22 protein-coding genes and 2 pseudogenes are annotated in these 20,640 nt (G+C 65.0%); 4 read left to right on the forward strand and 20 right to left on the reverse strand.

Annotated elements, in window-relative coordinates; all coding sequences use genetic code 11:
- Positions 1-126 precede the first annotated feature (126 nt).
- Positions 127-1,143 (forward strand): NAD(P)H-binding protein, encoded by a 1,017-nt coding sequence (locus tag L6444_RS22595; RefSeq protein ID WP_236977397.1) that lies wholly within the window; start codon positions 127-129, stop codon positions 1,141-1,143.
- Between the two features lie 62 nt (positions 1,144-1,205).
- Here L6444_RS22595 and L6444_RS22600 read toward each other — a convergent pair whose 3' ends face one another.
- The 12 genes and pseudogenes from L6444_RS22600 to L6444_RS31240 all read right to left on the reverse strand — a co-directional run bounded on the left by L6444_RS22600 (position 1,206) and on the right by L6444_RS31240 (position 11,386).
- Positions 1,206-2,390 carry a DUF1214 domain-containing protein gene (locus L6444_RS22600; RefSeq protein ID WP_236977400.1) on the reverse strand — a complete coding sequence of 395 codons (1,185 nt, stop codon included), beginning with the start codon at positions 2,388-2,390 and terminating at the stop codon, positions 1,206-1,208.
- A gap of 15 nt (positions 2,391-2,405) precedes the next feature.
- Complete coding sequence (locus tag L6444_RS22605; protein ID WP_236977401.1) at positions 2,406-3,566, reverse strand: sulfotransferase family protein; 1,161 nt, start codon at positions 3,564-3,566, stop codon at positions 2,406-2,408.
- Positions 3,563-3,949, reverse strand: a complete 387-nt coding sequence (locus tag L6444_RS22610) for a DUF4286 family protein (RefSeq protein WP_236977402.1) — start codon at positions 3,947-3,949, stop codon at positions 3,563-3,565. The genes L6444_RS22605 and L6444_RS22610 overlap by 4 nt, the downstream gene beginning before the upstream one ends.
- 15 nt (positions 3,950-3,964) lie before the next feature.
- Entirely contained in the window at positions 3,965-5,107 is a 1,143-nt protein-coding gene (locus L6444_RS22615) for an LLM class flavin-dependent oxidoreductase (RefSeq protein ID WP_236977403.1), read from the reverse strand.
- 45 nt (positions 5,108-5,152) lie between these two features.
- A complete protein-coding gene (locus L6444_RS22620; RefSeq protein WP_236977404.1) occupies positions 5,153-5,779 on the reverse strand; it encodes a TetR/AcrR family transcriptional regulator in 627 nt (208 codons plus the stop codon).
- Positions 5,780-5,843: 64 nt separating this feature from the next.
- Positions 5,844-7,539 (reverse strand): annotated as a pseudogene (locus tag L6444_RS22625) (class I adenylate-forming enzyme family protein).
- A gap of 9 nt (positions 7,540-7,548) precedes the next feature.
- A complete protein-coding gene (locus L6444_RS22630) occupies positions 7,549-8,412 on the reverse strand; it encodes an SDR family oxidoreductase (protein WP_236977405.1) in 864 nt (287 codons plus the stop codon).
- Between the two features lie 155 nt (positions 8,413-8,567).
- On the reverse strand, positions 8,568-8,906 hold the full coding sequence (locus tag L6444_RS22635; RefSeq protein WP_236977406.1) for a PaaI family thioesterase: 339 nt from the start codon (positions 8,904-8,906) through the stop codon (positions 8,568-8,570).
- Positions 8,891-9,397 carry a PaaI family thioesterase gene (locus tag L6444_RS30810; protein ID WP_459551873.1) on the reverse strand — a complete coding sequence of 169 codons (507 nt, stop codon included), beginning with the start codon at positions 9,395-9,397 and terminating at the stop codon, positions 8,891-8,893. The genes L6444_RS22635 and L6444_RS30810 overlap by 16 nt, the downstream gene beginning before the upstream one ends.
- Before the next feature lie 36 nt (positions 9,398-9,433).
- Entirely contained in the window at positions 9,434-10,078 is a 645-nt protein-coding gene (locus L6444_RS22640) for a TetR/AcrR family transcriptional regulator (protein WP_236977407.1), read from the reverse strand.
- Complete coding sequence (locus tag L6444_RS22645) at positions 10,065-10,739, reverse strand: hypothetical protein (RefSeq protein ID WP_236977409.1); 675 nt, start codon at positions 10,737-10,739, stop codon at positions 10,065-10,067. The genes L6444_RS22640 and L6444_RS22645 overlap by 14 nt, the downstream gene beginning before the upstream one ends.
- A gap of 488 nt (positions 10,740-11,227) precedes the next feature.
- On the reverse strand, positions 11,228-11,386 hold the full coding sequence (locus L6444_RS31240) for a hypothetical protein (RefSeq protein WP_370653210.1): 159 nt from the start codon (positions 11,384-11,386) through the stop codon (positions 11,228-11,230).
- On the opposite strand from L6444_RS31240, the gene L6444_RS31245 reads away from it, so the two are divergent.
- Together L6444_RS31245 and L6444_RS22655 are read left to right on the forward strand one after the other, a co-directional pair.
- A complete protein-coding gene (locus tag L6444_RS31245; RefSeq protein ID WP_370652962.1) occupies positions 11,310-11,654 on the forward strand; it encodes a cytochrome P450 in 345 nt (114 codons plus the stop codon). The two genes, L6444_RS31240 and L6444_RS31245, sit on opposite strands and share 77 nt — an antisense overlap.
- Positions 11,655-11,787: 133 nt before the next feature.
- Positions 11,788-12,391, forward strand: a pseudogene (locus L6444_RS22655) (TetR/AcrR family transcriptional regulator).
- Here the strand turns inward: L6444_RS22655 and L6444_RS22660 are convergent.
- A complete protein-coding gene (locus tag L6444_RS22660; protein ID WP_236977410.1) occupies positions 12,350-13,027 on the reverse strand; it encodes a TetR/AcrR family transcriptional regulator in 678 nt (225 codons plus the stop codon). The pseudogene L6444_RS22655 and the gene L6444_RS22660 sit on opposite strands and share 42 nt — an antisense overlap.
- Before the next feature lie 66 nt (positions 13,028-13,093).
- Between L6444_RS22660 and L6444_RS22665 the strand changes: the two genes are divergently transcribed.
- Positions 13,094-13,966 (forward strand): hypothetical protein, encoded by an 873-nt coding sequence (locus tag L6444_RS22665; RefSeq protein WP_236977411.1) that lies wholly within the window; start codon positions 13,094-13,096, stop codon positions 13,964-13,966.
- A 101-nt stretch (positions 13,967-14,067) separates the two neighbouring features.
- On the opposite strand, the gene L6444_RS22670 is transcribed toward L6444_RS22665, so the two are convergent.
- From L6444_RS22670 to L6444_RS22700, 7 genes are all read right to left on the reverse strand, one after another.
- Positions 14,068-14,703, reverse strand: coding sequence for a TetR/AcrR family transcriptional regulator (locus tag L6444_RS22670; protein WP_370653197.1), 636 nt, complete (start codon positions 14,701-14,703; stop codon positions 14,068-14,070).
- 196 nt (positions 14,704-14,899) lie between these two features.
- Entirely contained in the window at positions 14,900-16,096 is a 1,197-nt protein-coding gene (locus L6444_RS22675) for an acetyl-CoA acetyltransferase (RefSeq protein WP_236977413.1), read from the reverse strand.
- On the reverse strand, positions 16,089-17,447 hold the full coding sequence (locus L6444_RS22680; RefSeq protein WP_236977414.1) for an OB-fold domain-containing protein: 1,359 nt from the start codon (positions 17,445-17,447) through the stop codon (positions 16,089-16,091). The genes L6444_RS22675 and L6444_RS22680 overlap by 8 nt, the downstream gene beginning before the upstream one ends.
- Entirely contained in the window at positions 17,447-18,655 is a 1,209-nt protein-coding gene (locus L6444_RS22685; RefSeq protein ID WP_236977415.1) for an acetyl-CoA C-acetyltransferase, read from the reverse strand. The genes L6444_RS22680 and L6444_RS22685 overlap by 1 nt, the downstream gene beginning before the upstream one ends.
- On the reverse strand, positions 18,652-18,906 hold the full coding sequence (locus L6444_RS22690) for a hypothetical protein (RefSeq protein WP_236977416.1): 255 nt from the start codon (positions 18,904-18,906) through the stop codon (positions 18,652-18,654). Before L6444_RS22690 ends, L6444_RS22685 begins: the two co-directional genes overlap by 4 nt.
- A 6-nt stretch (positions 18,907-18,912) precedes the next feature.
- Positions 18,913-19,431, reverse strand: a complete 519-nt coding sequence (locus L6444_RS22695; RefSeq protein WP_236984341.1) for an aromatic-ring-hydroxylating dioxygenase subunit beta — start codon at positions 19,429-19,431, stop codon at positions 18,913-18,915.
- A gap of 8 nt (positions 19,432-19,439) precedes the next feature.
- A complete protein-coding gene (locus L6444_RS22700) occupies positions 19,440-20,630 on the reverse strand; it encodes an aromatic ring-hydroxylating oxygenase subunit alpha (RefSeq protein ID WP_236984343.1) in 1,191 nt (396 codons plus the stop codon).
- Positions 20,631-20,640 lie beyond the last annotated feature (10 nt).

Here is a 20,640-nt window from a genome sequence, read left to right on the forward strand (position 1 = left end):
CTATAACGTCGGCCGCGTGCGCAACCGGCGCGATACGTCTGGCTCCCGAGACCGCTTGACGTTCAGGCGGATCCGTCTCGATCGTCGTACTCGCCACCGGTCAGTCGGCACACCTGGATCAGCCCTATGACGCTGGTGGTGTACGGCGCGACCGGAGCCACCGGGCATCGCGTCGTCGAATTAGCCTCAGCCGGCGGCATTCCCGTGATCGCCGCAGGGCGGAATGCGCAAGCACTCGCCCGGCTCGGTGTCGAACATCGGGTGGCATCCCTGGCACCCGGGGAATTGGACAGTGCATTCTCGGGCGCATCGGTAGTGGTCTCGTGTGCCGGTCCCTACACCCAATTCGGGCCCCCCGTACTGGATGCGGCCATCCGCGCCGGCGCCAGCTATGTGGACTGCACCGGCGAACCGCGTTGGGTGCAGACCATCATCGACAAGTTCGAAAGCCGGGCCATCCAAGCAAGAGTCGCGGTGGTGCCGTCGCTGGGGCTCGGCGTGGCGACCGACATCGCCGCCGCGGCTGCGGCAGACCGCGTCGGCGGCCCCGACACGGTGCGCCGGCTGCACTGCGCGGTACGGATAGTCGGGATGCGGCCGTCACCGGCGACCATGCGTTCGACGGTCGAGCTAGTGGCCGGCGGTGCGCCGGTCGTCGACAGTGGTTGCATCCGTTGGGAATTGGCGGGACGGCGCGTTCACCGATTCGCATCCGGGCGTGGGGCGCTGTTCGCCACGCCCGACGCGCTGGTCCTGTCCAGGGCGTATCCGCACGCCCATATCGAATGCCACGTCCAACCTGTCGTCATGGGTGCGGCGCTGGCCACCGGCGGCTTGATATGGCGGATTCCGGGGTCGTTGCCCGCGACTCGTACGTTGTTGTCCCGTCTCGGGCACTCCGGCACTGATGCCGGCGGCGGGCGCTCGCTGGTGACTGCCGAGGCCGAGGGCGGCGCAGGGGTATGCACAGTCACCGGCGCAGTGGAGGACGTCTACGACGTCACCGGCCGCGGAGCCTTCGAAGTCGCTCGAGCGCTCCTGGCCGGACCCGGGAAGCGGACTGGATTACGCAACGCCGGACAGTTCTTGTCCGCACCGCAGCAGGCCGCCGAAGACCTCGGTGTCCAGCTTGCGTTCTGCTGACTCGATGATGTGACGGGCCTAGCTAGGCGCGGTGCTTGGCACCAGTCACGGCTGTGGACTACTCATACCCGCCTGCGCCACACTGACCTGGCACGCCGGCGTAGCGCGTCTTGCCGCTCGGTGGGCGTGACCCTGGCTGTCGCCTCCGGCAGCTCGGCTGCCAACGACGCAAGCGGTACCGTCCGGATCTTCGGCAATGGAGTGGTGTCCGCTTTGTAGTAGCGGGCGGTGATTAGTCCGACCGTATGTCCGCCCGCATCAAGCCAATTCGTGTAACCGGGATCTTCGTGGGCGATCACGGCGCGGAACACACCGTCGTCGTCGAGCACCGCCTGGTGACCGTTCAGCGACGTTTGCCGCAGGTTCCAGTCCAGCGCTTCCCAGAAGTGCGAGGTGAGCTGGTATTGCCAATACCTGGCGTTGGGCGGCGTGACCTCGATGATCACCGCCTCGTCCTGCTCGCAGCGATAGATCCCCTTGCCGTACAACAGATCCGCCCATGCGAAGTCGATCTCGACGAACTTCAACGAGTCCGGTGGCGCCTGAAAGTATTCGTCGACGGCATGCTTGCATGCAGCCGGTACGATCCGAACCCAGTCGATCAGCAATTGCAACCGCTCGGCCATGTCCGCCGGCTGCAACGTCGGCGGCGGGTACGTCACACCGTCACGCTCGATCAGAAGCTCCGCGGGTTCTTCGGTGTCCCAGTCGTAGTAATACTGGCGCACGATGATCGAGCCCGGACCTTCACACGTCCGCACCCAGTTGCCCGGCTGCTCCGTCGCCGACAGCACAACTTCGATGGTGCCGTCGTCCTCGACGTGAAAGTCGCTCTTGCGGTCCACCAGCTTCCAGTCCGCGAGATGCGACGTGTGTCCGGTGCGGGTCTCGACGTCGAAGAGGCGCGCGGTTCCACGCTTGCCACGGATACGGTAGACGCCATCGCCGTGCACAGCCGCCCAGTGATAGCAGCAATCGGTCGCCGGAATGCCGTATTGCATATAGGGACTGATGAACTTGACCAGCCACGGATAGTGGGCGTCCCACCCTTCCATCGTCATCATGATTCCCGACTGCAGCAGCCGGGTCAGGTAACGGATGCCTTCGGCACGCAGCAGGGGCGTGTCGACCTTGTCGTTGTCGTGGACGTAGGCCGTCATGTCGGCGATCGCCTCAGCCAGCGTTCGCCACAGGTCCGCCTCGGACACCCGGGGATCGTCGGCGACTTCTCGGTCCATGATTGTCATCGGGTGCAGATCCTTCTAATTCGGCGCAAGTTCCGGAAATTCGGCGAGATACGCCGTGAAACACTCCCGCACCAGGTCAGGAGTCACGCCCCAGCGCGTCGGTTTGTACTCGTGTGCACCGAAATGCCCTTCTGGCCGGCGCGCGTTGTAGGCGTCGAACGCGGCCTGCGCTTCGTCGGTGATGGGCCGGCCCGCCCGCCGATAGATTTCGGTGACCACACCGTTGATGTCGTCGCGGATCTGCGTGTAGTCGACGTCGAAGATATCCAGATCCGGTATCGATTTCCGGGCCTCGAGGTTCCGCGCGGTGTAGCCGCCCCAGAATTGTGCGAAGTCCGGGCCCAGCGCCGGCAGATCCACGACGTCGCTGTTCATCCCCCGCGCCACCTCGATCAGCGAACAATAAGATCCGAGCACCGTGTAGACGTCCCGGTGACACTGCACGAACGTGGCATCCGGGAAAAGGCCGTGCAGCACCGCTACCTGGCCAATGTGCATGGGCGACTTGAGAACCCATGGTCGGCCACGGGCGCCGCCGTCCTGCCATTGCAGATACTGCAGCACCGTGCGCAGGTAGGCGTAGGCCGACTCCTGGCGGTCGGCGATCCACTTGCGATGGTTGGGTAGGTGCAGGCGGTGCGAGGCCACCGGGGCGTCAAAGGTGAGCTCCATCAGCCATAGATCCTCGTCGGGCTCGCGCGCTTCCATCGGATGGCGGGCCATGAATTCCGGGGCCTGACGCAGCATCGCCTCGAACTGCTCACCGATCGCGATACGGGTCTGCGGATCGCCGGGCATCGGAGCCGGATTCAGCAGCCGCCATACCTCGAGTCGCTGCATCCCCGGATCCGACGCGATAGTGCGCTGCAGCTTGGAGGTACCGGTGCGTGGCAATCCCAGGATCACGATCGGCGGCACCAGCTCCTCGTCCAGAATCTCCGGATGCTCACGCAGGTCCCGGGTGAATCCGAGCCGGTTGATCAACAGCCGCAGAATGTCTTGGACCTGGGTTGCTACCCCAATCTCGTTGAGATCGGCGGTAGTTCGCATATCGGCGAGCAAGATGTCCAAGCTGTCGAGAAAGCCTGTGTCACTTCCCCAATCGTCGAGACCGCTTGCCGCCGAGGCCGCCGCCAGCAACGGTTCGCGCTCAAGCGGTGGTAGCGCGACGGTCACGATGCATCGGCACCCGAGACGCTGACCCGTTCCAGTCGCTCGGTCAACGGCAGACACAGCGACGCGCCGAGCTTGCTCATGTCCAGGTTCGGTGAGATGTCGGCGGTGCCGTTGGCGAGCGATTCGCGCAGCACAGCGGCGAACTTCTCCAGATCCGCCTCGGTCTCGCCCTCGATCTCATAGATCGCCAGATAGGCCTGCTCAGGACCGACAACGCCGGGCAGCGTCTCGACCTCCTGGGCGATCTTGTATCGGGTGGCCGCGATGACACCCGGAATCGTCACCAGATCATGGATGTGTTTGTTGGAATACCAGTCGTTGTAGGCGTCTTCGGTCTCCGCCGACGTGGGCTGGGTGAAGGCGAGCATGATGGCATGCGGCACTTGAGTTCTCCTCCGCTAGTGGTTTGTGGTCTGGGCCTTCAGGCCGGCCGCAACCTGCAGCAGCCGGACGATCGAGGAGGGAAATCCATCCGCTCCGGTATGCAGCGGCATGACGTCGAGCAGTCCGACGAATGTCGCGCCGGCCTCGATCCATTCACGGCCGATCTTGACGGCTTCTTCCGGTGTGCCCCACGTCGCCGACTTCGCGCACATCTCGCGAGGCACCTGTGCAACGACGGCTTCCGCGTCGGCGGCCGTCATCGTGAACGGCAGGTAGTCATTGGAGTAGTGCCAGCCGCGTGGAAAAACGCTCTGCAGACCCTCATTCCGCCACTCGTCCTGGTTCATGCGTCCGTAGCTGGCCGAGTACCACTTGATCTGCGGGCTCTGCTGTGCTGCCGCAATCACATCCGGATCCTCGTGCAGACCGCACGGCAGCCATACCCCGAACCCGAATTCGTCGGGGTCGCGACCGGCAGCTTCCACCCGGTCGCGAATGGCGGACACTCTTGAAGCGAACACATCCAGGTTCGGCACCGCGTTCGGAAAGGACGATTCGATGCCGTCGGCGTATTGGGCGCACAATTCGGTGAACTTCGGTCCGCCTCCCAGCCCCCAGATTTCCGGCCGGGCCGGCCGGTACGTGCCCAGGTATCCGTGGTCGAAGCTCCACCGTTTTCCGGTGTAGGAGAACGGTTCGTCGGTGTCGAGCAGCTTGCGGATCAGGATCAGGACATCCTTCAGGCGCGATAGCGCCTGGCCGGTGGGGTGCCCGAACGGCGTCATGTGCCGGGCCTCCCCCAGACCGATGGCGCAGGTGACGGTGCCCTGCGTCGCCGATGCGAGCGACAGTAATGTCCGAGTCAACTCGGCGGGTCGCGATCGGACCGCGTCGGTAGTCATCCGTACGCCGATGCGCGGGCTGGCGGCGAGCGCGAATGCGCACTCGATGAAGGGGTCGTGTGTGGAGTGCGCGTCCGGGGCTTCCATACCCGCCGGGACACCGAAACCCTGTGGCGCCCAACCTGTCAACTCGTCCCACACCCAGAACTGGTCCACCACCCCGGATTGTTCGAGGGCACCGACGAAGTCCTGGATTCCGGCCAACGGAGTGGAGCGGTGGTTGGGGTACGCGACGGCGATGCGTGGGGAGCGCATAACGCTCGACATTAAGGGACTGACAGTCCTCTAGTCAAGGGACTCTCAGTCCTTTGCCAACCGGGCTCCGTACAAGAACACCCGAGTCACGTGGTCGATAACCTCGTCGCGCGAGGGTTTATCGCCACCGCTGGGGACCAACGGGTGATCGAAGACCACGATCGATGCGATCGTGCCGAAAAGCAGCCGCATGGTCAGGTCAAGACCCGTCTGCGGGACCCAGCCGCGCCGATGCGCTTCGATGCTGGTCGTCCGCATTATCTCGGCGAAGAATCGGTCGAATTGCTCGTCCAGGCCCGCCAGCGTGGCCGAGTCGAGTTCATGACCGACGACGGCGACGCCGACGAGCGCCTCTCGGTGCGCCGTGCAGCTGTCGTAGAACATCTCGACGATCGTCCGGGTGATCTCGAAGTCTCCCCATTTCGGGTTCCCGATGTCGTAGGCGACCGTGTAATTTTCCAGGAATTCTATGAACGGTTGCAATACCGCGGCCCCGAAAAGGTCTGCCTTGTCGGTGAAATGGCGCCAGATCGCCGAGCGAGCGACGCCGGCTTCGGCCGCAATATCGTCGGCCGTCGTCGCGGCATAGCCCTTGGCGGTGAATACCCGGGCCGCGGCGTCTATCAGCAAATGGCGGACTTCCGCGGTCGATCGCCGTGTTCGAGCGGGCATCCTGAAATGGTAGCCAGGTCCGTCAACTCGCCGCTGCGCACGTTCGCGCAGCAACGTCGCCTGGTCAACGACCCGTCGAGGTGAGCTGTTCGACGAGCTTGTACTTCTGCACCTTGCCGGTGGGGGTCTTGGGTAGATCCTCCGCGCGGTAGAACACCACCCGCTTGGGCACCTTGAAGCGGGCCAGCTTCGCCCGGCAGAGATCGAGCACATCGTCTTCGGTGAGGGTCGATCCCGGCACCGGAACCACCACGACACAACCGATCTCACCCCAGCGCTCATCGACCAGCCCGACGGCAAAGACCTGGCTGATGTCGTCGTGCGCCGCGAGCAGATCCTCGATCTCCTTGGGCATCACCAGTTCTCCGCCGCTCTTGTACAGATCCTTGTGACGGCCGGTCACCTCGAGGTAACCATCGGCGCGCACCCGGCCAAGGTCCCCCGAGAAAACCCAGCCGTCTCGCAGGGTCGCCTCGGTCTCCTGCGGACGGTTCCAATATCCGAGCATCGACGTCGGTCCCGCGGAAATCAACTCGCCCTCTACTCCGACCGCCAGGTCCTCCCCCCGTCTCGGGATCCACTGCCTTATAGACCACAAGTGCATCGGTTCCCGGAATCGATGCCACGCCAGCCATTTTCGGCTTGCCGACGGTTTCGGAGGTCAGGTGCAGCGGATCCTCGGGCCGCGTCAGGGTCATCGCGCCACCGCATTCGGTCATCCCGTAACCGGTGACGATCTCGTGGACATCGAAATCTTCGGAAATCCTGCGCCAGAGCCAGATCGGCGCCGGGGCTGATCCGCACAAGATCGCGTTTATCGAGCCGAGATCGTACTGCCGGCGGGTGGGATTCTCCAGCATCGCGACCGCCATGGTGGGGACGCACAGGATGTCGTTGGCTCGGTGGCGTTCGATGCCGGCGAAATAGCCCTCGGCGCTGAACACCGTCTGCGGGATGATGGCGCCGCCCACGAACATGACGGACAGCAACCCCTCGATGTAGCCGAACATGTGGTAGCAGGGCAGCGAGAAGAGGATTCGCCGGCCGTCCTCATAGGCTCGCGTCAGCGCGGATGCGTACGCCGTGCGCAACACCGCGTCGTGGGTAACCAGCACACCCTTGGGCGAGCCGGTGGTGCCCGAGGTGTACAGCATGTCGCTGACGTCGCGCGGATGCATATTCAAAGCGCTTCGGGTGCCAGGGTTTTCGTCGCCGAGGGCGCCGAGGCCGGCCACCGTCAAGCAGCCGGGCCGTGCCCGGCCATCGGTATCGAGCAACACCACCACGAAGGGTGCCCGGGATGCCGGTGCATCCCAGCCCGGGGCGATGGCATCGAATATCGCCTGGTAGTCCAGGTCGCGGAAGCCCGTCATGGTGACCACGACGCGGCACCCGGAATCAGCCAGGACGTACCGCAATTCATCCTGCCGGTACAGGAAGTTGAGCGGGACCGCGATCGCCCCGAGACGGGCAATCGCGAACTTGACGGTGACGAACTGCGGATAGTTCGCCATGATCATGGCTACCCGGTCGCCGGGGCAAACACCCAGTGCGGCAAGGCCATCGGCCAGTCGGCGCGATTCGGCCGTCACGTCAGCGTAGCTGAGTTCGACCTCGTCGGTCAGCACAAAGGGGCGCCCACCGAAGCGGTCGGCGCAGTGGTCAAGCCAGTCGGCCAGTGTGCGCTCGCGCCATATCGGGAAGCGCTCGCGAAGCGTTTCTCGTCGCGCTCCGATATCGATGGTCAACGGTTCGACCATATGGCGTTGCTATCCCACCGGATTGCTGCCGAGCTTCGCGTCGGACATGTCGCTGATCTCCGGCCAGCGCTTGGCGATCTCCTCGAGGCTCGGCGGTTTGCCGAATGTGACGCCGGCGTTCTGGAACTGCGCCACCCGTTGGACCAGGCCGCCGCCGACGACGAACACCGAGCCGGACTCCTGGTTTTCCTCGGACAGCAGGTAGCCGACGGGCGGCGCGACGTGGTCGGGGTCCAGCTTGTCCAGGACCTCCTGGGGAGCGATGTCGGCGGTCATGCGAGTGGCCGCCATCGGCGCTATCGCGTTCGCGGTGATCCCGTACTTGGCGCCCTCGATCGCCAGGGTGTTGAGCAGGCCGACCAATCCCAGCTTGGCCGCCCCGTAGTTGGCCTGGCCGAAATTGCCGTAGATTCCGCTGGTCGAGGTTGCCATCACCACCCGTCCGAAACTCTGCTCACGAAAGTGCGGCCATGCGGCGCGGGTGACGTGGTAGCCGCCGTACAGGTGGACCTTGATGACAGCATCCCAGTTCTCGTCGCTCATCTTGTGAAAGGCCCCGTCACGCAGAATGCCGGCGTTGTTGACCACTCCGTGCACGGCGCCGAAGTGCTCGATCGCGGTGGCCACGATCGCTTCCGCCCCCTCCCGGGTGGCCACGGTGGAATAGTTCGCGACCGCCCGGCCGCCGCTGCTACGGATCTCTTCGACGACAGCGTCGGCCATGCTGGTGCCCGACCCGGAGCCGTCGCGCGACCCGCCGAGGTCGTTGACCACGACCAGGGCGCCGTTGTCGGCGAGGAACCGGGCATAGGACCGCCCCAATCCGCCGCCGGCTCCGGTCACGATCACGACTTTGTCCTGCACTCCGGGCACTTTCGATCCTCCACTGATTTCATGTCCACTACTGGCGGGCCGAGTTTAATTTAGTTTCAAATTTTTGTTCGCGTCAAGGTGATGGCCACCTGAGCGCTGCGGTCCAGCGATGCGGTTCAGCCGCTCGGCCTGTTGTCTCCCGGGCACCCGGTATATCACCCATTGACGGTGTCACTGCGTTCCCGTGCGGTGACCGTTGAGATCGTGCACAGCGTGTCGTCGGCGGACCGTCCGAGGACTTCGACGACAGCGAACGACGATCCCACGTGACGTGCACTTGCGCTGACGGTGACGGGCCCGTCCCCGCGTGCGGCGCGGACGAAGGCGACGTGCAGTCGCGCGGTGCCGAGCCTTGGATTGCGCTCGCTGAGCAGTCGCGCCGCCGCAATCTCGGACAGGCAAGCCCAGACCCCGCCGTGCAGTAGTCCGAAGACATTGGTCCACGAATCCGAAGCCCCCCAAGGTGAGCAGGATCGAATCAGGTTGGCTCGCAAGGCGCTCGAATCGTAGATGGTCCTCGAGGGGAGGCCGCGGCCGTTATCGGCTGGCATGGTGGCCGCACCACGCGCCGCAAAGGGTTGCCCCGGGACGGCAGGTGGTGCGCCCACGTCGAACCCGCGGCCACGACAGTCCCGTGCTCATCGATGATCCGGCCTTGGGCATAGCCGCCGCGGTATTCGACCTGAATCGGATCGGCGGTGGCCCGTAACCGACTCGGCCGATCAAACGGGGCGAGGAAATCTATGGCGAGTTCCGACGTCGTCGTCCACCAGCCCTCCGGGCGGTGAACAGCCAGGGATTCACCCAGTACATGGTCGAGCGCAGTGGCAAGCGCACCGGGCCGCGGTGTGCCGTCGCGGTCCAGCGACCATGCGCCGACGACAACGTCACAGCGCCGGCCACCCTCGTGTGCCGCGCATCGCGAAAGCCCGAACCGAGCTTCGACCGACGTGCGATCATCGACCTCACATGTAGACGCAAGCATTGTCGCACAAGTCCTTTCGCGCGAAGCCTGTGTTGCTCACGGAGCGCGCTCGTCAATCCGACTGGCGGCGAGCAGCCGGCGCAACACCACCGTGGTCGCTACCAAGTCGTCTGGATCCTGCAGTGTCGCGCCCAGGCTGCCCAGGCCCTCCAGGATGCCGACGATCGTCAACGCAACCCCGCGGACGCCGACACTCTCTGTCAGGGCCGCCGGCGCCGTCCGCGCGATATCGGTGACAAACGCCGAGAATGACGCGAACGTAGCGCTCATCGCCGCACGGATCTGTTCGCTGCGCGCCACCTCGAGTTGGACGGTAACGGTCATCGGCGCCAGAGTCGGATCCGACCGGTGCAGCTCGCCGGAGGCCCTCATCAGCGCATCCAGCCGGTCGTCGAACGACTCCGCCGAGGCGACCGCGGCGCGCAGGTGGCCGATGAAGACGTCATAAACCTCGGCGCCGACCGCGACGAACAATCCCAGTTTGTTGCCGAAGTGGTGGTAGAGCGCCGTCGGCGCCACCCCGGCTGCCGCCACGATGTCCTGAGTTCCGGCGCCAGCGAAGCCCTCTTCGGCAAAGATTCGCCGACCGCTGTCCAACAGGCGACGCCGCGTCGCGTCGCCGGCCGGGCGTCGCGGTCGCCCGGCGACGCGCAACACCGACGCAGGATCATGCTGCGGCATCGGCACGCGCTTCCGAACTGCGCGGGCCGCGCGCAATCGCCGCCCTCATCGCCCAGAACATCACCGCGAACCACGCCACGAACACCACCACCGGAATCCAGAAACTCAGAATGCCGTTCCATGCCAACGGTCCGTCCTTGAAGAACGGGATGAGGCAGGCCGGCACCAACAACAGCCCGATCCATAAGTTCGCGTAGGCGACCCACCGCGGGAAGATCGGCGCGGCCGATCGATCGAGCAGGATCGCCGTACCGATAGCGATGTACTGCAGGGTGAACGGCGCGACGGGTGAGAACGTCATGATGAAGCCGAGATCGTGCAGTTGCTGGGTGATCTCCGAAGGCCGAGCCGGGCGGAACGCGACGACGGCGAGGATAAGGAAATTCAGCGTGAAGAACACTGTCCCAAAGGTCCCCAGCGCCGTCTGGGTCGTCGACAAGACGCGCTCACCCACTTCGGTTCGACGCAGCAGCAACCCCACCGCCAAGGTAAATGGCACGTAGAGGGTTCCGCCCCAGACACACATGACCATGCCGAGCCGCTTGGCATTGGTGTGGTGAGACCACAGGTCGGCCACCTGCTCCGGCGAGAGATCCGGCGAGGGCGGCGGTAGGAAACCGGCCAAGACCATCCAGCCCAGCAGCACCAGTGCGATGCCCACCGGCCCACTCCAGACGACAACCATCAATCTGCGATCGGGTGCTGACACCGTGCGACCCTTCCAAACTTCCGTCTAGCTAATGTAGTGGCTAATACTGTAGAAATTACTACAGTAGGGTCCAGTCAATCGCAAGTTTCGCGCGCCCGCCAGCAGGAGACCCAATGAACGGCACCTTCGTTAGTCGCGAACACGACACCATCGACTTGTCCGCCGACGGCCTGTGGCACGGCCCCTGCGATGAGCGCGATGCACTATTAGCCCAGCTCCGCCTGGAACGGCCGGTGAGTTGGCAACGGCCCGTCCGCAGCCCGCTGATGAACCTGCTCGGCCAGGAGGATCCGCCCGGTTACTGGGCGGTGGTCCGACACGAGGACATCGTCACAGTGAGTCGGCACGCGGACGCGTTCTCCTCAGCAGCCGGCGGGGTGACATTCGAGGAGCTGCCGCCCGAGGTGCTAGAGGCGTCATCCTCGATCCTCAAATCCCGATCAACGCGCATGCCTGCTGGCGGATTTCGCCTCCCACATCGACACCGCGATCGAGGAGTTCCTGCGATGGGCGTCGCCGGTGATGACATTTCGCCGCACCGCGTTGCGGCGGTTCGAACTTTCCGGCGTCACGATCGAGCCCGGCGACAAAGTGGTCATGTTCTACAACTCCGCGAACCGCGACCCTTCGGTATTCGCCGAACCCCGGCGATTCGATGCGACCCGCAAGCCCAATCCGCACCTGGCGTTCGGGGGCGGCGGGAACAGATTCAGACCCGCTCAAAGCTGCGCGACATCCGCACCTGGCGTTCGGGGGCGGCGGACCGCAATTCTGTCTCGGCAGTCACGTGGCGAAGCTGCAGCTGAAAGCCATTGTGGGCGAACTGTATCGTCGTCTGCCCGACATCGAGACCGTCGGTGCGCCTGAATATCTCACCAGCACGTTTATCAACGGCATCAAGCGACAGTACGTTCGCTTCACCCCGGAGTCGGGGTGACTCTGGGTCCTGAGTCATCCACCTGAAATCGCGGGCGGCCGATCACGAACTAAAGTCCCACCCATGGCGAGCGGCGTCTCCCGGGTGGCCTACTTCGAAACGGGCCTCGAGGTGCTGTCCGACCTCGGTTACGGCGGGCTGAAGCTCGCTGAGGTATGCAGTCGGCTGGGTGTCAGCACCGGGTCCTTCTACCACTACTTCCACAACTGGCCGACCTACACGCGGGAATTGGTCGAGCACTGGCGTCAGGCCAACACCGTGCGACTGGTGGAATGGATCCGCTCCGAACCCGATCCGCGCCGTCGCATCGACAGCATCATCGACATCGGCTTGAACCTGCCGCACGGGGCGGAAGCCGCGATCCGCGCCTGGAGCGGCGCGGACCCCGGTGTACATGCCGTCCAAGTGGACGTCGATCACGAGCGTCATCAGATTTTGCGGGGAGTCCGCGCTGCAGATACTGGGTGACGAACGGCAGGCTCAACTGTTCGCCGACTGGGCCGTCTACCTGCTCGTCGGCTACGAGCAGGCGACCCTGCCGCCGGACAAGGCGGCTCTGGAGTGGATCGTCGGTCAGCTTCTCGACGCGCTCGACGGGGGCCGGTTTCGACTCCGTCCCGCCCAGTTAGGAATTGGTTTGCCGCGCTTGGCCTTCCGGCACGCGTAGACCGCGGACGGTGAGTTGGGTCATGGCGTCGATCATGCGTTTGTAGGAAACCTTTTTCCCCAGGCCCATCCAGTCGCCGTGCAGTGCGGTTGACAGCACCATCGCGAACATCGCCCGCACAGTGGGGCGAAGGTCGAAGTCGGAAAACTGGCGTTCCGCCGCCTCGGTGGCGACCACTTCTTCGAATAGCGCCAGTAATCGGTCGAAGGCGGTGTCGATCTGCGCCGAAGCCTCTCGGCTCAGTTCGTGGTACTGATGTGCCGACATCAGGGCGAGCAGGAGCTCACGCTCGCCGTGCAGCACGTTGAACAGCCCGGTGTACAGGGCCGCACCCTCCTGCTGGGGACTGAGCGTGCCGTGCTCCCGTGACCGGTAATCGCTGATGTAGTCGTCCATGAACTCGGTGAACGGAGTGATCACTGCCTCTTGGAACAGGTTGGCCTTGGTGCCGAAGTGGCGGAAGATCATCACTTCGGTGAGTTGGGCGCGCTTGGCGATGTCGCGCGTCGCGGTGCCCCTGAATCCCTTCGCGGCGAACTCCTCTCGGGCCGCGCGCAAGATCAATTCCCGGCCCTGCCCGTGGGCGCGACTGCGGGTGCGCTCGGCGGGCCTGCCGGAGCTTGCCGGTTCCGTCATATAGCACTTACTATATCAGCGGCTGAGCAGACTCGGGCCGGCGTCGGCGACCTAAGGACGTGGGAAGTGAACCCACCGGTAGATGCACCGATCGACATGGTGGTCGACCCGTTGTGGCAGTGGATCTTCGGTGTGCTGCACTTCGCGGTGGCGGCCCTGACCATCTATTTGGCCCTGCGCAACCCGCTTCGCCGCCGCGACTGGTGGGAGGCGCTGTTCCGGTCGGTCATCCTGGTCAGCGGCGCTCTGGGCGCGGTCGTCTTCGAAGGTGCAGTCGACCGGGCCGGGAAGCTTTGGTACGCCGAGCACGGGGCCTGGCCCCTGGTGCAGTTCTGGGGAACCCATGTCCCGCTCTGGGTCGCACCGGTGTACCTGTGGTTCATCGGCGGCGGTTCGCTGTTCATCATCCAGCGCATTCGCAGTGGCTGTCGGCCCAGGGATTTTCTGTACATCTTCGGCGGAATCGCGATAGCCGACCTGCTGCTGGAGATCCCGATCATCAAGATCGCCAAACTCTATACCTATTACGGGGACAACCAACCGTTCTTCAACCAGCGCTGGTTCCCCTTGCCGCTGTGGTTTCTCAGCACCAACCGTCTGTTCGACCTGGTGCCGGCGCTGTTGATCCTGCTGCTGATGAGTTTCCGGACGAGATGGGTGATCCTGGCGATCCCGTTCGTCATGTTCGGATCGATGTATGTGTCCTACGGTTTCGTCACCTGGCCGACGGTGGCAGCGCTGCACTCCGGAGCCAGCCCGCTGGTAGCCGGCCTAGCCGCCACCTACACCATTGTCTTCGGCGTCGGCGCGACCTTCGCCGGCGCACACCTCGGTCCCAAAATGACGAACATCATGACCCATCACGACGGGCCGTCGACCCGACCCGAACGACCCCTTCGGCCAGCCGTCGCACCCGAACTCGCCTCGAGCGCTATGTGATTTCCACGCGGCAGTCCCGACCGCAGGTCACCCACTCGGCGCGAAACCGGCAACCGCCGCCCAACCGGGTACCGGCAACGCCAACCAGCGCCGGAGACCTTTCAGGAACGGCGCCGCGCCGGCACCCGTGGTTGCGAGCGGCCGAATAGGCGCCAGCGCGAGCCTGGCTTGACGGCGCCCTCGCGCGATGCGCTCGGGTCACTGTTGGATGTCAGGCCCCTTCGGAGGATGAGTTGCGCCTTCGCCACGATGTCATCGACCGATCCGCGGCGAGGATCCCACCACTCCGCGACCCAGTTCAAAGCCCCGAGCGACAGCAACATCGCAAGCGCGACATCCAATTCGGGATCAACCTGCCCCGCGGCCGCCGCATCGTAAAAGAGACTCTGCCAAAGCTGCCCGTAGGCGGCCTCTTCTTTCTTCTGTCGTTTGCTCAATTTCTCGGGAAGCTGACCCGAATTCCGGATCGAGGCAGTGCAGTAATCGGAGAGCTGCAGCTCGTTCCGGAGGTGCGCTTCGACGGCGACCATGATCCGATCCATCGGCGACGCGCCTGGCGGCAACGCGTCCAGCGCTTGCTGCAAACGCTGGCGCATATCGCTGATCCCGCGGTACATGACCTCTTCGATGAGGTCATCGCGAGTCTGGAAGTGGTCGTAGATCGCCACCGGCGCGATGTCGGCCGACTCAGCAATGTCGGTCATCCGCGTCCCGGCGTAGCCCTTGCTGCTCAGCACGTGGGCGGCAGCATCCAGGATCCGCGTCCGGGTTCGTTCGGACTCATTGTTTTCAGTGTTTGCCTTAGTAATAAATGGCACCTTGGACATATATTAATTTTACGCTTCTAACGCGGCCCTGAAAGGTATTTCCCGGCCGGAAATTTTTGCTCCGTCAGCCGTGCCTCGCCCCGCGATCAGGCGGTGGGCGACCGCCTCAGCGACCGTCGTGGCGGCTGAGCACCGACACGAACGAAACGCAGGTGCCCGGCCGTCCTCCCAGGTTGTGAGTCAGCGCGGTGTGCGGGTCGGGCAATTGCCGCTGGCCCGCCGCACCACGGAACTGCAACCAGGCTTCGTAGAGCATCCGCAACCCACTGGCGCCCACCGGATGCCCGAACGATTTCAAGCCACCGTCGGGATTGATCGGCAGTCGCCCGTCGGCGTCGAAGTCGCCGGCCAGTACGTCCTTCCAGGACTGGCCGGGATCGGCGAAACCCAGGTCCTCCATGAGCACGATCTCCGTCGGGGTGAAACAGTCGTGCACCTCGGCGAACGAGAATGCGGTGCGCGGGTCGTCGATGCCGGCTTGCCGGTAGGCGTCGCGGGCCGAGCGAACCACCTCGGGAAAGCTGGTGTAGTCGTAGTCCGGGTCCGTCGCGCCCAACCCCGAACCGGCGACCAGCGACAGTGCCCGCACGTACATCGGGGTGTCGGTGTAGCGCAAGGCGTGTTCGGCCGGCACGACGATCGCGCACGCCGCACCGTCGGAGACTCCGGAGCAATCGAATACACCAAGCCGGCCGGCCACCTTCGGCGCGTTGTCGATGGTTTCCTTGGCGACGGCAGACCTGAACTGCGCTTTGGGGTTACGGGCCCCGTTCACGTGGTTCTTCCACGCCACGTGCGTCATCGCGTCGCGCATCTCGCCGGCGTCCACCCCGTACTTCGCGCAGTAGGCGGGGTCGAGCAACGAGAACGCCGCGGGCGCGGTCATCGAGAGTTCGGGGGCAGTGCCGTCGCCAGGCGGGTCCTGGCGTAACAATCCCGAGAAGCCGGAATCCTTCAGCTTTTCCACCCCGACCGCCATCGCTACGTCGTAGGCGCCGGCGGCGACGGCATAGCAGGCGTTACGGAACGCCTCCGACCCACTGGCGCACATGTTCTCGACGCGAGTGACCGGCTTGTCCCCGATCCCCAACGGCCGGCTCAACGTCAAACCGGACATGCCCGAGCTGAGAGTGCCCAGCCAGTAGGCGTCGATATCGTCCCGGTCCAGCTCGGGTACTGACGCCATACATTCGGCGACCGCTTCCATGAGCAGGTCTTCGGTCGAGCTGTCCCAGCGCTCGCCGAACCGCGAGCACCCCATTGCGACCACCGCTACCTTGCCGGCAATACCGTTGCTAGGCATGGTCTCTCACGTCCAGTCGGGCCTTCCAGAAGTAGTTGTGCACGCCGCCCGCGGTGAACAGGCGACGGAAGGTGAAGTCCACTGACGACCCGACGCGGATTCGCTCCGGTTCGGCGTCGGCGACCTCACAGGTGAAGCGGCCGCCGCCCGCCACATCAATGACGGCCTGCACGACCGGCGGCGACGGCGAGTAGGCCAGGTGGTCGACGGTGTAGGTGGCCACCGACCCACGCAGTCCGGCTACCGGCACCGCACTCATCTGATCCTTTGCGCCGCACTGCTTGCAGACGCGCGCCGGCGGAAGGTGGATGAAATCGCATGCCGCACAACGTGAACCGCGCAGACCGAATTTCCAGGGGGCGGCGCGGCCGGCGGCCGGCCCAGACGGACGGTCCGGCTCGGGACGACGCGGCGGCTCCAGCTCGACCAGCCCTCGCCACGACAGGTAAGTGAGATAGTCGACCGGCAGGCCGCCGGCCCGCTGCGCGCTGACCGGATGCGGTTGGCGCGCGCCGGGCAGCGCCGTGGTGGTCCGCAACAGCAGCGCGTCGCAACCGTCGACGGCCGACAGCATCAACACGGTTTCATCGGGCTCGGCGATGTCCAACACGCTGCACAGTGCCAGCGCGGCGTCACAGGCACCGGAAAAGCCGATCGGCGACGTGACCACCGACTTCTCCCCCTTCACCAAGGTGGCCGCGCGTTTGACGATCCCGCTGTTCGGGCAGGTGAGCACGACATGGTCGACACCGGGCAACCCCGAGGCGTCCAGCACCCGGTCCGCGGCGGTGCGGATCAGGGTCGCGTAACGCTCGGCGCCGAACCGCTCCTCCCATTGCTCGCCGGTCGCCGAAGTCGTCGCGCGCCAACGGTCGATGAACTCCGCCGTCAATGAGTACGTCTCGAGCACCTCGGCGATCGCGGGTGCGTCGGCCCCGAAAACGAGGGCCGCCGCGCCATCGCCGCCGAGTTTCTCGTCGGCTGACTTCGGCCGGCCCACCCGGACATCGGCGCTGGCCGCGATTCCTCCGGTGCTCGCCGCCGCCAGAATCGCGGCGAAGCCGCTCCGCCCCGATCCGCACAAATCGACGGCAAGCGCCTCGAACGGCAACCCCAGCGCGGCGTGGATGGCCGTGGCGTTGGTCTTGTCCGCGTAAGCCGGTGTGCTGCTGGCGAAATACAGGGCCGCAGCGGTACGCGAGTGGGGTATGTCGGCGATGGCCGCCACCGCCATGGTGGTGCTGTCCTCATCGAACCCGGCAACGACCCGGTCGCCCCGGCGCAGACCGATGTCGCCACCGGCCAGCCGGTACCGCGGCACATACGCCGCGTAGCCGATCAGGCCCTTCATCACGAGACTCCCCGGAAGATCGCGGCCAGGCCCTGGCCACCGCCGATGCACATGGTCTCGAGCGCCAGCCCCCCACCGCGCCGGCGCAGCTCGTGCAACATGGTCACCATGATCCGGACACCCGTTGCGCCGATGGGATGTCCCAACGAGATACCGGAGCCGTTGACGTTGAGCCGGTCGTCGACGTCGTCCGGCTTGACGCCCAGGCCGGCCAGCACTGCCAGCACCTGGACGGCGAACGCTTCGTTGATCTCGATCAGATCCATCTCGTCAAGACCGAAACCTGTTCGGCGAAACAGCTTTTCGACGGCTGCGACCGGTCCGATGCCCATCCGCGACGGCTCACAGCCGACCGCTGCCCAGCCTTCCAGAAAGCCAAGCGGAGTCAGGCCGAGTTCGTCGAGCCGATCCTCGGCGACCACCAGGCACGCCGCCGCGGCGTCATTCTGCTGACTGGAATTGCCTGCCGTAACAGTGCCGTCCTTCATCAGCGGACGCAGCCGGCCCAACGTCTCGACAGTGGTGTCGGGGCGGATGCCCTCGTCGCGGTCGAATTGCACCGGGTCGCCTTTGCGCTGCGGCACTTCCACCGCGACGATCTCTTCGTCGAAGCGGCCGGCCCGCTGGGCAGCGGCGGCGCGCTGCTGACTGCGCGCCGCGAAACTATCCGCGGCTTGGCGGTCAATCCCGTAGTCGGCGGCCAGATTCTCCGCGGTCTCGATCATGCCGCTGATGGGGCCGAATCGCCATATCGGCTGCGACATTTCGCGACCGCGGTCGAGCCGGTCGTAGAGCGTCTGGTTGCCCGAACGCGAACCCCACCGCGCGGTGGTGGTGTAGTGCTCGATGTTGCTCATCGATTCGACGCCACCGGCCACTACCACGTCGGCGGCCCCGGTCTGCACCATCATCGCGGCAGTGACGACGGCCTGCAGACCGCCGCCACAACGCCGGTCGATCTGCAATCCCGGAACACCGATCGGGAGCCCGGCGTGCAGCGCGGCCCAGCGGCCGATGCACGGCGCCTCGGAATTGGCGTAGGACTGGGCGATCACCACATCCTCGATAGCGTCGGGGTCGACGCTGCTGCGCTCGACGACTGCCTTGATCGTGCGGGCGGCGAGGTCCTCAGCCCGCAGCGGCCGCAGGCTGCCGCCGAACGTTCCTACCGCGGTTCGCACCGGACTCGCTATCGCGGCGCGCCTCATGTATCACCGCGCCAACGCCCGTCGGAGGGATCGAGCAATTCGGTCAGGTGCTCGTCTGACAGCCAGATGATCGTCTCCAGTTCCAACGCGTCCAGAAAGCGGACCCGACCGGAGCGCAGGTCCTCCAACCGCAGCCGCGGAGAGTTGCCGGATATGTCGAAATTAACTGATACCTGGGCGAATTCATTACTGATCACCGGACCCACCCCAGGCACGCTCACCGGATCGCCGTCGCCGACTTCAATGGTCATGGCGGCTCAGATCAGAAAGCCAAGTGTCGGGATCGGCTGGTCGTTGTTCACCAGCACGACCTTCTTATACGCCAGCCGCAACTCGCCGTCCTGGCGGCGCAGCCGATAAGTGGTCCGTCCGCCCCACAGCTCGGTGCCGCGGGCGCGGGACTCCAGGACCAGGAAGTTCGCCGCCACCTCCAGGTCGACCCCGCCGCTGGAATTGGTACGGCCGCCGAGGAATTCGATGTTGGACACCAGGCGCCGCAGGTTCGATGGGGGTGCCTGAGCGTAACGTTTGCCGGTGCGGACCTGCTTGAGCCGGGTCGCGATACGGCTGCGGTTGTCGTAGATCACCGACATCGTTCTGGCAGGGTCGTCGGTGCCGGCCACCGGCACCCAATACAGCGCATCATCGGTCCACAGCGCTTCCCACGCATCGTAGTCCGACTCGTCGGCCAAGCGGGCTTCGCGGTACAGGAACTGCTCGACCTCCCAGCGATCGAAGCCGTCAGGTACCGGTCCCGGTGCGGACTGCTTGTCCAGTGCGGTAGTCACGATTCGGCCTCCATCAGCGTCTTGTACTGTGACCAGAACCCCCGCATGCCGGTCTCATCGGTGGCTCCCCCGATGGTGAAACCGTTCTCGTCCACCCGCTCCCGGTTCAGCCCGCGGCGGATATCCAGCCACTCGGGCGTCAGGCACTCCAGGCCGAGCTGGTTGCGCTCGTACATCTCGGTGTCGTCGGCCAACAGCATGCCGGCAGGACCCACCGAGCCCATGCATTGCGACACCATGCGCTCGTTCAGCTCCGGGGCCCCGACCATCTGCACCGCGGTGGCGTTCTGGATGCACTCGCCCACCGAGACCGGTTGGAGGTTGAAGACCTGGATTTCGGCGATGAACAAGTTCGGGAAGATCATCACGTGCGGGCCGCCCTCGATCATGATCTTGTCCGCCTCATCGCCGTAGCGTTCGCGCATCGCCGCGACGTACTTCGGCACCCGCGACTCGGTGGTGCCGAACCACCGCATCGGCTCGGCGAACTTACGAAATTCCGGGCGCAGGTCGTTCTCGCTGTGTCCCTGGCCCAGGTCTCGGGTGACCGCGGTCGAGCTGTCGCTGTAGAGGGCCCCGATGGGGCTACCGGTCACGCCGAAAATCGAGCCGTGCACGAACTGCGGGTGGTATCCGTCAGTCTCGTTCTCCGCCAAGAGTTTCCAGTTCGCACGAGTCTTATGCTGCAACCATCCCGCGGTGAGCTCGACCCTGCCTTCCGGAGACAGCCGGGCCAAGCGGTCGATCTCGCCCGCCGCGGCACCGAGGTGTTCTGACAACCCGGGCCCGTCCTCGGCGAAGCTGCCGAACACGAAACCCTGATAGCTCTCCATCCGCGGAACCCGACCCAGGTTCAGGTCCAGCTTGCGCTCACCGTAGCCCTTGAAAAACGGAAAACCCACCAGCTCACCGTTGTTGCGGAACGTCCAGCCGTGATACGGGCAGCGAAAAGTCGACGAATTGCCTTCTGCGTCGTCACAGATCTGATTGCCGCGATGAGCACATCGGTTGAGCAGCAGATGTAACTCCCCGTCGCGGTCGCGGGTCATGATCACGTCCTGCAGGCCCAGCCGCCTGCGCACGTAATCGTTCGGCTGCGGCACCTCGCTTTCATGGCCCACGAAAACCCAAGTGCGATACCATATTTTGCGTAATTCCTCAGCGAAGATAGCCGGGTCGGTATACATCGACCCATGC

The organism is Mycobacterium kiyosense (assembly GCA_021654635.1).
GTDB classification, from domain to species: Bacteria; Actinomycetota; Actinomycetes; order Mycobacteriales; family Mycobacteriaceae; genus Mycobacterium; species Mycobacterium kiyosense.